The organism is Arabiibacter massiliensis, assembly GCF_902386925.1.
Taxonomy (GTDB): Bacteria; Actinomycetota; Coriobacteriia; order Coriobacteriales; family Eggerthellaceae; genus Arabiibacter; species Arabiibacter massiliensis.
In genome coordinates this window covers 2,309,255-2,323,713 of sequence record NZ_LR698996.1, presented here as the reverse complement: position 1 = coordinate 2,323,713, position 14,459 = coordinate 2,309,255, and the positions used below count along the sequence as shown (strand labels likewise).

13 protein-coding genes and 1 pseudogene are annotated in these 14,459 nt (G+C 66.1%); 3 read left to right on the top strand and 11 right to left on the bottom strand.

All coding sequences use genetic code 11. The features are described 5' to 3' along the window. Window positions 1-40: 40 nt before the first annotated feature. From FX134_RS09910 to FX134_RS09900, 3 genes are all read right to left on the bottom strand, one after another. Complete coding sequence (locus FX134_RS09910; RefSeq protein WP_080801149.1) at window positions 41-433, bottom strand: heat shock protein transcriptional repressor HspR; 393 nt, start codon at window positions 431-433, stop codon at window positions 41-43. Continuing rightward, the gene (locus FX134_RS09905) at window positions 433-1,389 is read right to left on the bottom strand and encodes a DnaJ C-terminal domain-containing protein (protein ID WP_080801146.1); all 957 of its coding nucleotides are present in this window, start codon (window positions 1,387-1,389) and stop codon (window positions 433-435) included. The genes FX134_RS09910 and FX134_RS09905 overlap by 1 nt, the downstream gene beginning before the upstream one ends. Before the next feature lie 75 nt (window positions 1,390-1,464). After that, window positions 1,465-2,163, bottom strand: a complete 699-nt coding sequence (locus FX134_RS09900; protein WP_080801143.1) for a nucleotide exchange factor GrpE — start codon at window positions 2,161-2,163, stop codon at window positions 1,465-1,467. Here FX134_RS09900 and FX134_RS09895 point away from each other — a divergent pair. Next, window positions 2,080-2,265 (top strand): hypothetical protein, encoded by a 186-nt coding sequence (locus FX134_RS09895; RefSeq protein ID WP_143412174.1) that lies wholly within the window; start codon window positions 2,080-2,082, stop codon window positions 2,263-2,265. The genes FX134_RS09900 and FX134_RS09895 overlap by 84 nt on opposite strands. Before the next feature lie 154 nt (window positions 2,266-2,419). Here FX134_RS09895 and dnaK read toward each other — a convergent pair. The 5 genes and pseudogenes from dnaK to FX134_RS09870 all read right to left on the bottom strand — a co-directional run. Continuing rightward, window positions 2,420-4,357: pseudogene (dnaK, locus tag FX134_RS09890) on the bottom strand (molecular chaperone DnaK); the annotation flags it as partial. 325 nt (window positions 4,358-4,682) lie between these two features. Next, window positions 4,683-4,871, bottom strand: a complete 189-nt coding sequence (locus tag FX134_RS09885; RefSeq protein ID WP_080801133.1) for a 4Fe-4S binding protein — start codon at window positions 4,869-4,871, stop codon at window positions 4,683-4,685. A 168-nt stretch (window positions 4,872-5,039) separates the two neighbouring features. Further along, on the bottom strand, window positions 5,040-6,062 hold the full coding sequence (gene hypE / locus FX134_RS09880; RefSeq protein WP_080801131.1) for a hydrogenase expression/formation protein HypE: 1,023 nt from the start codon (window positions 6,060-6,062) through the stop codon (window positions 5,040-5,042). A gap of 141 nt (window positions 6,063-6,203) precedes the next feature. Next, window positions 6,204-6,626 carry a nickel-responsive transcriptional regulator NikR gene (nikR, locus tag FX134_RS09875; RefSeq protein WP_080801128.1) on the bottom strand — a complete coding sequence of 141 codons (423 nt, stop codon included), beginning with the start codon at window positions 6,624-6,626 and terminating at the stop codon, window positions 6,204-6,206. A gap of 12 nt (window positions 6,627-6,638) precedes the next feature. After that, window positions 6,639-6,893, bottom strand: coding sequence for a dynein gamma chain protein (locus FX134_RS09870; protein ID WP_080801125.1), 255 nt, complete (start codon window positions 6,891-6,893; stop codon window positions 6,639-6,641). Between the two features lie 97 nt (window positions 6,894-6,990). Here FX134_RS09870 and FX134_RS09865 point away from each other — a divergent pair, with 97 nt between their 5' ends. After that, entirely contained in the window at window positions 6,991-7,425 is a 435-nt protein-coding gene (locus FX134_RS09865) for a hypothetical protein (protein WP_172623449.1), read from the top strand. Window positions 7,426-7,454: 29 nt separating this feature from the next. On the opposite strand, the gene FX134_RS09860 is transcribed toward FX134_RS09865, so the two are convergent. Beyond that, window positions 7,455-8,867: a phosphohexomutase domain-containing protein gene (locus FX134_RS09860; RefSeq protein ID WP_080801119.1), complete on the bottom strand. Its 1,413-nt coding sequence runs from the start codon at window positions 8,865-8,867 to the stop codon at window positions 7,455-7,457. An 886-nt stretch (window positions 8,868-9,753) separates the two neighbouring features. On the opposite strand from FX134_RS09860, the gene galE reads away from it, so the two are divergent. After that, window positions 9,754-10,893 carry a UDP-glucose 4-epimerase GalE gene (gene galE, locus FX134_RS09855; RefSeq protein ID WP_080801115.1) on the top strand — a complete coding sequence of 380 codons (1,140 nt, stop codon included), beginning with the start codon at window positions 9,754-9,756 and terminating at the stop codon, window positions 10,891-10,893. Window positions 10,894-10,970: 77 nt separating this feature from the next. On the opposite strand, the gene FX134_RS09850 is transcribed toward galE, so the two are convergent. Beyond that, window positions 10,971-12,482, bottom strand: coding sequence for an LCP family protein (locus FX134_RS09850; protein WP_080801111.1), 1,512 nt, complete (start codon window positions 12,480-12,482; stop codon window positions 10,971-10,973). 410 nt (window positions 12,483-12,892) lie between these two features. After that, a complete protein-coding gene (locus FX134_RS09845) occupies window positions 12,893-14,251 on the bottom strand; it encodes a helix-turn-helix domain-containing protein (RefSeq protein ID WP_080799179.1) in 1,359 nt (452 codons plus the stop codon). Window positions 14,252-14,459 lie beyond the last annotated feature (208 nt).

Genomic DNA, 14,459 nt, shown 5'->3' with positions numbered 1-14,459 from the left:
TTTCACGTGAAACATCGGGGCGCAATGCGCGGTCGCCCTCCTACGGCAGGCGTCGCAGGGCCGAGGGCAGGTCGGACACGCGGACAAGCGCGTTTACGCTCTCGCGCGTTTCCAGCTCGTGCACGCGGTCGGCCAGCCGACGCACCCGCTTGTGCAGGTCGTCCAGCTCCGAGTCGCGCTCGTCCAGCCGCCCCTGCAAGTCGAGGATGCGGATGACGCCGGCCAGGTTGATGCCCTCGCCCGTGAGCTCGTTGATAAGCTCCAGGCGCTCGATGTCGGCCTGCGAGTACATGCGCGTGTTGCCGCTCGTACGCTGGGGCGACACGAGGCCCTTCTGCTCGTAGGCGCGCAGCGTCTGGGGATGCACGCCGGCCAGCTGGGCGGCCACGCTTATCATGTACAGCGGGCGGTTGCGGTCGTTGCGGTCGCTCATCACCAGCTCCTCACGTCGTTGTCGGCGGTGGCGGCCAGGTAATCCTCCATGGCCTTCTTCTGGCCTTCGTTCATCACCTTGGGAACGACCACCTTGACGGTTATCTTGAGGTCGCCGCTGCCGTCGCCTTTCACCTTCGGCGCGCCCTTGCCCTTGACGGACAGGACGGTGCCGTCCTGCGTTCCCTTCGGCACCTTCACGCGCACCTTCGTGCCGTCGGGCGCGGGCACCACCACGCTGGCGCCCAGAGCCGCTTCGGCCACGCTCACCGGCACGTCCATGAGCACGTCGGCTCCCTTGCGGGTGTAGTGCGGATGCTCGTCGATCTTCGTCGTGATGAGGAGGTCGCCCGCCTCGCCGCCGTTCTCGCCGGGGCCGCCCTTGCCCTTGAAGCGCAGACGCCCGCCGTCAACGGCACCCGCCGGTATCTTCACCGTGAGCGTCTCGGACTCGCCGCGGCCGGGCACGCGCACGGTCACGCGCTTCTCAGCGCCCTTGAAGGCCTCGTCGAACGTCACGTTCAGCGTCACGTTCATATCCTGGCCCTTGCGCGGCCGCGGCTGGCGCGCGCCGCCTCCGAAGCCGCCACCTCCGCCGAAGTCCCATTCGGTGCCGAAGGCGCCTTCGCCGCGGCGGATGCTCTCCAGGATGTCGGCCCAGCTGCCGAAGCCGCCCGCGCCACCTCCGCCGAAGATGTCACCGACGTTCACGGAGCCGCCGCCCCAGCCCTGGGGGATCTGGTTCTCGTTCGCCGTGCCGTACTGGTCGTAGAGCTTGCGCTTCTTGTCGTCAGAGAGCACTTCGTAGGCTTCGTTGAGCTCCTTGAACTTGGCTTCGTCGCCGCCCGCGTCGGGATGGTGCGTGCGCGCGAGCTTGCGGAATGCTTTCTTTATCTCGTCGGCCGTTGCCGTGCGTGGAACGCCGAGCGTCTTATAATAGTCGGGAGTCGCCGCCATGCGCCCCACCTCCTTCTCGCGTTGCTCTTCTACGCGAAAGCGGGCCGTGTGCCCGCCCGCCTTCGTCGATTGCCTTTACTTTTCCTTCGCCTCTTGATCAGGCGCTTTTTCCCGTTTCGGGCCGCCGGTGCTGACGGTGACCATGGCGGGTCGCAAGACCTTCGTTCCCATCTTGTAACCTTTCTGGTACACGTCGGCCACCGTCTCGTCGGGAACGCTCGGGTCGTCCACCGTGGCGACGGCCTGCGCCTCGAGCGCATCGAACGCCTCGCCCTTCGGGTCGATCACCTCGACGCCGCCGGTGGTGAGCGTGTTGACGAGCTTGGAGTGCACCGCCTTCACGCCGTCGAACAAGCCGGCCTCGCCGTTGTTCGTGGCATAGTCGATAGTGCGCTCGAAGTCGTCGATCACCGGGAGCAGGCTCGTGACCAGCTTCTCGGTCGCGCGCGCTTTCTCAAGCTCGCGCTGCTCGGACGTGCGTCGGCGATACGTATCCCACTCGGCGTGCAGGCGCAGGTACTTGTCCTGCCACTCCTTCGCCTCGGCCTGGGCCTGGGCCACCAGCTCGTCGGCCGCCGGGGCGGCGTCTTCGGGCTCGCCTTCGAGCGGCTGCTCATCGGCGGGGGCGTCGCCCGCGGCCGACCCCTGGGGGTCTGTCTCTTTTTCACATCTGACGGTGCCGCCGCAGGCGTGGGGGGGGGTGGTCGGGGGTGGGGGGCGGGGTGCAAAGCGACAGGGCCCAGCAACACCACCATCAAAGCCATCGCAGCGCAGCTGAACAAAGACAACCGGCGCTTCTACGTCACCGGCATCGACAAGAAGCGGCGCTACGACGACCTGTCGCCTGGCTTCGACTGGCTGGCCAACGCAGCGTAGGGGGAGGGGGGTTGGGCGCTGCCGCCCGTGTCAGCGGTGGGAGCCTGCGGCCGGTCCTCGCCAGCCGCAGGACGTGCGTCGTCGATGGGGATCTTCTTCGCCTCGCCTTGAGCCGCGCGCTCCGGCGTGGGTTTGCTCGGCTGGGCCATGGCTATTACTTCCCTTCCTTGTTGTCGTCCTCGTCAACCACTTCGTAGTCGGCCTCGATGGTGTCGTCGGCCGGAGCCGTCTCGGCGGCTGCCGCGCCGGCACCGGCGGCCGCGCCCTCGGTGGAGTACACGACCTCGGCCAGCTTGTAGCCCGCCTGCTGCATCTTCTCGGTGGCCGTCTTAATGGCGTCGATGTCGGAGCCCTCCAGCGCGCTCTTCGCCTCGGCGATGGCGTCCTGTGCGGCGCTCTTCACGTCGGACGGGGCCTTGTCGCCCACCTCGGCAAGCGTCTGCTCGGTGGCGTTCACCAGCGCGTCGCAGTTGTTGCGAATCTCGACCTCTTCCTTGCGCTTCTTGTCCTCTTCAGCGTGCGCCTCGGCGTCCTTCACCATGCGCTCCACCTCGTCGTCGTTGAGCGCCGTGGAGCCGGAGATAGTGATCTGCTGCTGCTTGCCGGTGCCCAGGTCCTTCGCCGACACGTTCACGATGCCATTGGCGTCGATGTCGAAGGTGACCTCGATCTGCGGCACGCCGCGGCGCGCGGCCGGGATGCCGGAGAGCTGGAACTTGCCGAGCGTCTTGTTGTCGTGGGCCATCTGGCGCTCGCCCTGCAGGACGTGCACCTCGACCGACGTCTGGTTGTCGGCAGCAGTGGAGTAGATCTCCGTCTTGCGGGTGGGGATGGTGGTGTTGCGGTCGATCATCTTGGTCATGACGCCGCCCATCGTCTCCACGCCGAGCGACAGCGGGGTCACGTCGAGCAGCAGGATGCCCTCGACGTCGCCGGACAGCACACCGCCCTGGACGGCCGCGCCCATGGCCACCACCTCGTCGGGGTTCACGGACATGTTCGGTTCCTTGCCGGTGAGCTTCTTCACCAGGTCCTGCACGGCGGGCATACGGGTGGAGCCGCCCACGAGGATGACCTCGTCGATGTCGCCCGTCTTGAGGCCCGCGTCCTTGAGCGCCTGCTCAACGGGATGCTTCACGCGATCGAGCAGGTCCTTCGTGATGCGCTCGAACTCGGCGCGCGTCAGCGTGTAGTCGAGGTGCTTCGGGCCGGAGGCGTCGGCCGTGATGAACGGCAGGTTGATGTTGGCCTGCGTGGTGGAGGAGAGCTCCATCTTCGCCTTCTCGGCGGCTTCCTTCAGGCGCTGGAGGGCCATCTTGTCCTTGCGCAGGTCGATGCCGTTCTCGGCCTGGAACTTGTCGGCCAGCCAGTCGATGATGCGCTGATCCCAGTCGTCGCCGCCCAGGTGGTTGTCGCCCGCGGTGGACGCGACCTCGAACACGCCGTCGCCGAGCTCCAAAATGGACACGTCGAACGTGCCGCCGCCCAGGTCGAACACGAGGATCTTCTGGTCCTTGTTCGTCTTGTCCAGGCCGTAGGCCAGCGCCGCCGCCGTGGGCTCGTTGATGATACGCAGCACCTCGAGGCCCGCGATCTTGCCGGCGTCCTTGGTGGCCTGGCGCTGCGAGTCGTTGAAGTACGCGGGCACCGTGATGACGGCCTGCGTCACCGGGCCGCCCAGCTGCTTCTCGGCGTCGTTCTTCAGCTTCTGCAGCACCATGGCGGAAATCTCTTCGGGCGTGTAGTCCTTGCCGTCGATGTCCACCACCGCGCGGCCGTCCTTGCCCTTCTGCAGCTTGTAGCTCACGGTCTTGCGCTCTTCGGGCGTCTCGTCGTAGGAGCGGCCGATGAAGCGCTTGACGGAGGAGACGGTGTTCTCGGGGTTGGTGACGGCCTGGTTCTTCGCGGCCTTGCCGACGACGCGCTCGCCGTCCTTGCGGAAGCCCTCGACGGACGGCGTGGTGCGGTCGCCCTCCGCGTTCACGAGGATTTCGGGCTCGGAGCCCTCCATGACGGCCATGGCGGAGTTCGTCGTGCCCAAGTCGATGCCCAGAATCTTAGCCATTATCAGTTCCTCTCTTTCGGAGTTGTTACCTGGTTCGTTGCGCCGGAGTCGTTCGTCGTTGGAGAGACCGGATCCGCCTCACGCATGCGGACTCAATCTCTTTTCGATGTTTTGGAATATATAATCTAAGTCTCATGCTGTCAAGTTAGTTACCAAACTGTCATACAAGTAATGTCAACGAACGCAACTATAGAGAGGGAGGGGCGGCGCGGAGTGTGCGCGGGGCATCCGTTACGCCTTCTGCACGGGGCCGTTGAGCAGGCGAAGCCCCCACGAGAACGCAAAGCGCCCCCGCCTTCTCAGCCGGAAGGCAGGGGCGCTGTTTCGCTCGATGGCGTTTTGCGCGTGCGCGTTAGTCCTCGACGACCTCGGGGATGGCGCCCATGGGGCACTCCTCGACGCAGTCGCCGCACGCGATGCAGGCGTCCTCGTTCACGACCTCGGCCGTGCCGCCCACGACCTCGAGGACCTCTTGCGGGCAGGCGTCAACGCAAATGCCGCAGCCGATGCACTCGTCGGCTTCGATAACCGGGTGAGACATAACAAACTCCTTCTCGTCCAAAAGCATGCCGACGATCCGCGCCGGGCGCTTCCCCAAAAACTTTCTGCCCGCAAGATACCATTGTTCCCGTCGATTGCAATATGAAACGGCGAAATTCTCAGGGTGCGGCAGAAAATCCCTTTCGCCCGCCAAACGCGCCGGGTGCCCTTAGCAGATGCGCGGCAGCTGCTCGCCCACGAGCATGTCGAGGATGCGCGTGCCGCCGAACGCCGTGCGCAGGAACACCTTGGGGCCGCGCTCGGGCTGGGCGGCCACTACCTCGCCGATGATAGCCGCATCGGCGCCGTAGCGGTTCGCGCGCATGGCGGCCAGCGCGGCATCGGCCTCCTCAGGCGCCACGACGCACACCATCTTGCCCTCGTTGGCCACCTGCAAAGGATCGTAGCCGAGCATCTCGCACGCGCCGAGCACGGCCGGCTTCACGGGAACGGCGTCCTCCTCCACGGTGATGTCGGTGCCCGACTGGGCGGCCAGCTCGTTCAGCGTGGAGGCCAGGCCGCCGCGCGTGGGATCGCGGAAGCAGCGGGTGTGGGGGGCGGCCGCTAGCACCTCGGCGATGAGGTGGTTGAGCGGCGCGGCGTCGCTTTCCAGGTCGGCCGAGAACGACAGCGACTCGCGGCAGCTCATGATGGTGATGCCATGGTCGCCCAGCGTGCCCGTGACCAGCACCTTGTCGCCGGGTTTGCACTGCGCGCCGCCCAGCTCCACGCCGGGTGCCAGCACTCCCACGCCGCTCGTGTTGATGAACACGCCGTCGCCGTGGCCGCGGTTCACCACCTTCGTGTCGCCGGTGACCAGGTGCACGCCCGCCTCGCGCGCGCATTCGGCCATGGAGGCGCAGATGCGCTTGAGGTCGTCGATGGGAAAGCCCTCTTCCAAGATGAAGCCCACGCTCAGGTAGCGGGGCGTCGCGCCGCTCGTGGCCACGTCGTTTACCGTGCCGCACACGGCCAGCCGTCCGATGTCGCCGCCCGGGAAGAAGTGCGGCGTTACCACGAAGCTATCGGTGGAGAACGCCAGCCGCTCGCCCGGTGCCGGCGCGGGCAGCACCGCTGCGTCGTCGCCGCGCAGAAGCTCGTCACCCGCGTAGGCCGCGAAGAACACGTCGTCGATGATGCGCTTCATCATCGTCCCGCCGCTGCCGTGCCCCAACATGACCGTGGTGTCCATAAAAAGCCTTTCCATTCCGTCATCCTGAGCGACCGAAGGGAGTCGAAGGATCCCGTGCGAGGCCAACAGATGCATTTTCAGCTGACGCCGCGCGGGGTCCTTCGACTCCGGCGCTACGCGCCTGCGCTCAGGATGACATACCTATATATGCTGTCCGGTGGTGGTGACCACGAGGCGGCCGTTCTTCACGCCCTTCGTCCCCAGGATGAGGTTCGCGATGTCCTGCACGAGGCCCGTCTCGCCGCGCAGCACGATGACCTCGAGGCAGTGGTGCGCGTCGAGGTGCACGTGCATGGACGAGATGATGAAGCCGAAGTATTCGTGCTGGATGGCGTGCAGCTTCTCCTGCAGGTCGCCCGCATGGTGGTCGAACACGATGGTGAGCGTGCCCACCACCTCCACGCCGGGTGTGGCGCACTCGTCCTCGACCAGGGCATCGCGCACGAGGTCGCGGACGACCTCGCTGCGATTCTTCGCCAGGCCGCGGCGGGCCACCAGCTGGTCGAAGCGGACGAGCAGGTCCTCGGGCATAGCGACCGAGAAGCGCATGAGGTCGTTGCTCATGGGCGCCCCGCGCTACACCAGGCTGACGGTGACGTTCGAGCTTGCGCTGGCGTCGTCTTCGAGCGCGTCCTTCGCCTCGTCGAGCGCGGCGCGCACCTCGTCGAGCAGCGCCTGGGCGGCGTGCAGCTTCTCGGACACCGTGGCGAACCCGGCGTCGCCCGCCTGGTGCGCCAGGTTGTGGGCCCAGCGACGCTCGAGTTTCACGTGGTCGTCTATCTGCTCGATCATCTGCTCGAACTGGCCGGTGTTGACTCCATTCGTGCACATACGCGGTCCTTTCAACCGATTCTTGCTATTATTACGGTTATACGGCTAACCGCGACCGACCGCAAGGGACAGTGTGAAAAATTCCGCAAAAGGTAACATGTACGAGGTGGCGCTCGACGAGGCATGGGAGCTGTTCGGCGAGCAGCTGAGCGGCGCGCGCTCGGCGCTTGTGTGCGTGCTGAGCGAGAGCCCGCTGGACGAGCGAAGCCGGGAGGCGCTCAACAGCTCGGCGGAGGCGCTCGGCTACGGACGCGCCGCCTGCACGTTCGCCGTCGTGGAAGGGCTGGATGAACAGGCGCTCTTCTTGCTGATGGAGGGGCTTGACCCGCTGTGCCTGGTGGCCGCCGACCAGGGAGCCGCGCGCATGCTCGGCCGCGCCTACCGCTGCGACGTGCCGCCGGGCAAGCCGTCCCGCGTGTTCGGCCGCACGTGCGTGGCGTTCAAATCGTTCCCGAAGATGCTCGAGGACGCCCAGGACAAGCAGGTCGCCTGGGCCCTCCTCAAGAAGCTCCCGAAGTTCCCCGAGCGCTGAAAAATGGCATAAAAGGGGACAGTCCCCTTTTATGCCAAAACCACTTCGGCGGCGGCGTCAAGGAGGGCGCGCACCTCGTCCATCGTCTCGGCCTCGGCGTAGATGCGGACGAGGGGCTCGGTGCCGGAGGGGCGCATCATCACCCATGCGTCGCCTTCGAGGTAGAACTTCACGCCGTCGCGACGGTCGACGTCCACCACGCGCTTGCCGCAGATCTCGTCGGCCTCGTAAGCGGGCACGATGTTCGCGCGGAAGTTCGCCATCTGCTCGTCGGTGATGGTGAGGCCCTGGCGCTCGAACTCCAGCTTGCCCACCTTCTCGAACATATCGTCCACCAGCTGGCCCAGGCTCATGCCGCGCTGCGCCATGGTCTCGCACAGCAGAAGCGCCATCAGCAGGCCGTCGCGCTCCATCACGTGCGTGGGGATGCCGATGCCGCCGGATTCCTCGCCGCCGAGCATCACGTCGCCCTTCTCCATCTCGGCGTAGATCCACTTGAAGCCCACCGGCGTGCTGGTGAGCTCGAGGCCCAGGCGCTTGCACTGGCGCGCGAGCATGGCCGACGCGGTGATGGTGGACACCACGCGGCCGCGCTGGCCCTTGTCTTCGGCCAGGTGAGACACCAGCAGCGTGATGATGCGGTGCGGGTTCACGAAGTTGCCGTGCTCGTCCACCGCGCCGATGCGGTCGGCGTCGCCGTCGTTGATGAAGCCGGCGTCGAAGCCGAGCTCCGGCACCTTGGCGATGCAGCGGTCGACCCAGGGCGGGATGGGCTCGGGGTGCAGGCCGTCGAACGTGGGATCCTCGGCGTTGTTGATCTCGCACACCTCCACGCCCAGGTCGCGCAGCAGGTTCGCCAGGTAGAGGCGGCCGGCGCCGTAGAGCGGGTCCACCACCACGCGCAGGTTGGCGTTGCGGATGGCGTCGGCATCCACGCGCTCCTTCAAAGTGGCGAGGTAGGGCGTCATGAGGTCCGCGACCTCGTAGGAGCCGCGCGCATCGGTGGGCGCGTCGGGCAGCACGGCCTCCACGCGGTCGGTGAACTCCTTGCCCGCCGCGCCGCCATCGTCCATGCGCAGCTTCACGCCCAGGTATTCGGCCGGGTTGTGGCTGCTCGTGAGCATGATGCCGCCCACCGCGTCGGCGTCCTGCGCCACCGACCAGCACAGCGTCGGCGTGGGGCAGTAGTCCTGCGTCAGCTTCACGCGAAAGCCGTGCGCGGCGGCCACTTCGGCGGCCAGCTGGGCGTAGGCGTGCGCGTCCTGGCGGCAGTCGTGCCCCACGTAGAGCGTGCCGGGAGCGTCGGCCGCGCGCCCGGCAGCCGCAGCGTCCTCCTTGAAGATGCGGGCTGCCGCGTCCACGACGCGCACCAGGTTGTCGTTCGTGAAATCCTCGCCGATGATGGCGCGCCACCCGTCGGTTCCGAAATGAATGTCTGCCACGGTATTCCTTTCCGTCCGATGCCGCGCAAGCGGCCGTCCGTGAGTTGCCTGCTCCGTATTATAGTCAATGGCGAGCGATACCCCCACATTGACGCAAAAGCGGCAAACGCCCGAGAGGGGCCCCGATGTTTCACGTGAAACATTCGTTCTGACCCTCTCTTTAACGCACAATCGGCACCTCGGGGGGGGGAGGGGGAGCACGCGAATCGGGGCTGTCCGACACGAAAATCCTCGACGTGAAAGGATTTCAGCGATCCGCGCGTGCGTCGGGGTTCCGCGACCTGGGAAGACGCCGAGGGTCACAGCTCCGGTGAGCCGGTAGCCGCCCATTTTCGCCTTCGAGCCTTTCACGTCGGGGATTTTCGTGCGGAAGCGGTGCTATTCGCATGCACCCCCCCCCCCGGACGCTCAATTGTATGCTGAAACATTTGTACCATATTCGCATGTTATTGCGACAAGTGTTTCACGTGAAACATTTTGCCCGCCGAGCGGTGGGTGGCGTGCGCGGACGGGGAAGGTGTGAAGGCGGGTGGCGGCGGGTGGTGTGTGCGGGCGAGGAAGGTGCGAAGGCGCGGCGCAAGCGGGCTGAAAACGAGCACAGGCCGCGGGGGAGGCGGCCTGTACTCGGACGAGTGAAACGAGGAGAAACCTTTGGAGTCGGTTCGTTTCCACGTCTGAGATACTACCGTCTTGATTATTCTTTGTCAAGGATAATTTTCGCAACCGGCCGTCAGCGCGCCGGTGAGACGCGCGTTCCACGATGCGGGACGCCTGGCATGTGACTTTTACAACCTCGCACGCGATGGCCCGCTCGGGCTGCTACTATTACTGCAACGGCTTCAGGAGCCAGCGGGCGGGAACGCGCCTGCGGGAGAGGAGATTATTCATGGCGAACAAGAGCCTTGCTAAGGATCACGCGGACACCTGCGTGCTCGTGACGGGCGGTGCCGGGTTCATCGGCAGCCATACGGTGGTCGAGCTGCTGGGACAGGGATACCGCGTGGTGGTGGTGGACGACCTCAGCAACTCGAGCGAGGCGGCGCTCGAGCGCGTGCGCAAGATCGCGGGCATCGAACCCGACGACAACCGCCTCGTGTTCTACGAGGAGAACATCCTCGACCGCGCGGCGCTCGCGCGCATCTTCCAGGCGCACGACATCGACGCCATCATCCACTTCGCCGGCTTCAAAGCCGTGGGCGAGAGCGTGCAGAAGCCGCTCGAGTACTACTGGAACAACCTGGCCGGCACCCTCGTGCTGTGCGACGTGGCGCGCGATCACGGCGTGAAGAACCTCGTGTTCTCGTCGAGCGCCACCGTGTACGGCGAGCCGGAGCGCGTGCCCATCGACGAGAACTGCCCCAAGCACGACGCCACGAACCCCTACGGCTGGACGAAATCCATGCTTGAGCAGGTGCTCACCGACGTGTACGTGGGCGATGACGAGTGGAACATCGTGCTGCTGCGCTACTTCAATCCCATCGGCGCGCACGAAAGCGGCCTGATCGGCGAGGATCCCAAGGGCATCCCGAACAACCTGCTGCCCTACGTGGCGCAGGTGGCCGTGGGCAAGCTCGAGCGCGTGGGCGTGTTCGGCGACGACTACCCCACCCACGACGGCACCGGCGTGCGCGACTACATCCATGTGGTGGACCTCGCGCGCGGCCATGTGGCGGCGCTCGATTGGATGGGCGGCAAGTCGGGCACGGAAGGCGCTCCCCTCTCGCTCGGAGAGATAGCCGGCAAGCCCGCCGCCGACGGCACGCGCCGCGGCGTGGGCATCTTCAACCTGGGCACCGGCACCGGCTCGAGCGTGCTCGACGTGGTGCATGCCTTCGAGCGCGCCTGCGGCAAGGAGCTTCCCTACCAGATCAAGCCGCGCCGCGCAGGCGACGTGGCCGTGAACTTCGCCGCCTGCGACAAGGCGCGCACGGAGCTGGGCTGGACGGCGCTGTACGACCTGGACCGCATGTGCGCCGACGGCTGGCGCTGGCAGTCCACGAACCCGGACGGCTACGCCACCGCGTAGGGCGTTCGGCCACCCCGAGAATCGAAAGGGCCCCGGCAGGTTTTCTGCCGGGGCCCTTCTTCGTTCGCAGCGCCTTGTCAGGCGGCAGCTTCGGCGCCGCCCATGCCGCCCGTTCCGGGATCGACGTAGCCCGGGTCGACATAGCCTCCGTCAGAGGTGCCCGGGTCGACGTACCCGGGATCGTAGTTCGGGTCGTAATCAGGATCGTAGTTCGGATCGTAATTCGGATCGTACCCGGGGTCCACGGAACCGTTGTCGATCGGTTCCTCGTAGTAGGTGCCCCCGTTGCCTGCGGAGCCGCCTGACGACCCTTGGCCGCCCGATCCGCTGTACTGCGGATCGACGTACCCGGTCGCGACGACCTCGCTCGGATCGCCGCCCGCCTCCATCACCTTCATCATCTCCTTGGTCGCGACGGGATCGTTCAGCACGTACGACACGCCGTCGATGAGCTCGGGAGCGATGGTCGAAGGAAGCATGGCCGAGTAGATGGTCAGATCCCCCTCGTCCTTGAACTGCTGCGCGAGCGCGATGATGTCGTTGACGGAGAGGTCGGTGGTCACCGCCTTGGCCGCCCCTTGGATGACCCCGGGAAGCTCGGTGACCGGCAGCGCGAGCACCTTCTCCGCCAGCGCCATGATGAGCTTGCGCTGGTTGGCGGTGCGCGTGAAGTCGCCGTCCACGTACGCGCGGCTGCGGGCGAACACGAGCGCCGCCTCGCCGTCGAGATGCTGCTCGCCCTCCTCGATGACGATGCTGCCCGCATCCGGATCGTCTATGCGCTCGTCCACCACCACGTCGACGCCGCCCACCGCGTCGACGAGCTCGACGAGCTCCTCGAAGTTGACCTCGGCGTAGTGGGCTATCTCGATGTTGCATAGCTCCTTCGCCTCGCGGATGGTGGCGGCCGCCCCGCCGTAGTTGTACGCCGCGTTGAACTTGGCGCGGCCCACGTTGTCGATCTCGATCATGGTGTCGCGTGGAATGGATACCATGGACGCAAGGTTCTGCGTGGGATCGACGCGCACGACGATGTTGGTGTCGGACCGCGCGCCTTCGGCCGAGTTGTCCTCGCGGCGGTCGGAACCGATGAGCATCATATAGAACGGCTCCGTGAAGCTCTTCGTCTGCACCGGCGCGAGCGCGTCGGCGATGGCTCCCAGCTCCTCCTCGGTCTTCGTGCCTCGATTGAGCTGGTCGTTGATGGAATTGAACCATAGCGCGAACGCCGAGCCGCCGCCAATGGCCACCACGAGCACGGCCGCGACCACGCCGAGCGCGATCTTCTTTCCGCGGCTCATCCGCTTGGCTGACGCCTGCGAGTAGTTCGGGTTGGCGCGGGAGTATTGGCTCGCGGCCGTCTGACGGCTGTATGCCGAGTTCGCGCTGCGGCCCTGGCTGTTGGGCGTGTAGGCCGAGCGGTACGCCGAAGGGTCAGCATTGCTGTTGCGGGAGAACTGCGCGGCGGTGCTGCGCGAGGCTATGCGGCCGGACTGCGCGGCGCGGGCGGAACGGACGGCGCGGGCGGACTGGGGAGCTCGTGAGGAGCGGGCCGCGGGACGGTTCGTTCGAGAGTTTCTTGACGTCATATGTTCTCCTCGCAGCCTACCTGCAACAACGTTGCACAAGGTCGCACGCATAGAGTTCTCGCATACGAATTCATTGTAACATCGATGGGCGGCCACCATAAAATGGGCACGGCCTGGGTATAAAGCGCACATTTTCGGTTGGTTGCAAAAGTAGCTGCAACACTGCATGAGTTATCGCAACAGTTGCGGTTTCACGTGCAAAACAGGGGGAATCGCGTTGCGCTTGCCCTTGCAATCGGCGCCGATCCGCCTCAGACCGCCCTTTGCCCCACAGCATCTCGAGAGGATTCGGGCGCGCTCGCGCAGGCCCCCGCCTCGGAAAGTGCAGAGGAAAGCGCAACGCGCGGGGCCTTGGAATCTAGGATATGTTTACGCGCACTGCTTCCCGGGCTTTATCGAAGCGCGGCGGGCTACTGCTCCACCGCGTGGGCCATCAGATACGGTTTCAGCACGACCTCGTCGGCGGGCACCCGCTCGTAGCCCAGCTCGTCGAAAAGCACCCTGGGGATCAGCCCCTCGGCGACCTCGAAGGGGCACTTGCCCGACGCGCGGGCGAGCGGGTAGGAGTTCACGTGGCTCGCGCACACCGCCACGTCCCACACGCTGAGCGCGTCGAAGTCGCTGCGGTGCTTGGGCAGGATTCGCCTGAGGCGCTCGTGGTTGCGCTCCGCCTGGGCCTTCTGGTTGGACTGCATCGCGTCGCAGTAGAACACCCGGGCCCGGCGCGCGCCCTCCACCAGGCACGAGCGCTCCACGCCGGCCCAGTCGTCGAACTCGACCCCTCGGTCGAAGAGGAGGATTCCGAAGATCTCCTCGAAAGCCGCAGGCGAGCCCAAGGCGCGCTCTATGACGTCGAGCCATGCGACGACCGCCGCGGGGTCGCCATGGCGCTTCTTCAGGTAGAATTGGAAGGAGCGGGCGACGACGTGCAGGCTCAAAATATCCGTGGCGTTTCCCTGATACCCCTCCACCGAGTCGCCCTGCACGACGCGGACGCGCTCGGCGAGGGCGAGCTCGAGGAAGTCGGCGTAGGCGCGCCCCGCGCGGTCCACCCTCTCGCGGGGCGCGTCGGCGTCCCCGCCCTTCCCATTCGGCTTCCGGCGCGGGAGCAGGCGCGCCTTGCGCGGCATGTCGAGGCTCGTCAGGCCGACCTCTCCTTTCGCCTGGTAGTTGTAGGCGCTGCGCACGCACACCGGCAGCTCGGCCGCATGCGCGGCCCAGATCGCCTCGAAGCTCTGCCCCTGCTTGGAGAGGGGGACGACGATGGCGTTCATCGCGTCGAGCTCCTCTTGCGAGATGCAGATGCCGCTCCTCGACGCGCTCAGCGTCCCGCGGTACGCCGCGTGGGCGTCGCCCGCGTCGTAGGAGCACTTGGGGTAGGCGCACCACCCGCGCTTCGGGCAGCCCTCGGGGCAGACGTAGGGCCACTTCTGCGTGGTCGGGCACATCTTGGGCTCGAAGTCCGGGCACGCAAGGACGCACGGGCGCGTCTTGCACCTCTTGCATGCCGTGAGCGCGGTCGAGCACCTCTTGCAGGCGGTGCCGCTCGCCTGGCACGACTGGCTTTTGGCGCACCTCGCGGAGGCGTTCTCGCCCCTCGACATCTTCCTCTGCCTCACGGTCCTGTGCGCCCTGGCCTCGCGGGTCACGGTCGAGGGGCTGACGTCGATCCTCTTGGCGATAGCCCTCGCCGAGTCGCGGCTGCGGATCCCCTCCTCGATCACCTCCCTGTTCTCCTTCGTGAGATGCCTTCCCTTCGATTCAGGCATCGCCTCCTCCTTCCCGCCCGGGAAACCTGCACGGGAAAGATTGTAGAAGAGAAGGGAAAAGCCCCTTTCAGCGGCAGGCCTTACGACCTACGCGCTGAAAGGGGCTCCAGGCTTCGCCTGCAAGAGCAAGCGCAACAGCGTTGCGTTTAAAAATTCAACCTACCAGCGCACATTTTCAGAAAAGGCATTGAAACGTATCCGTGCGGTT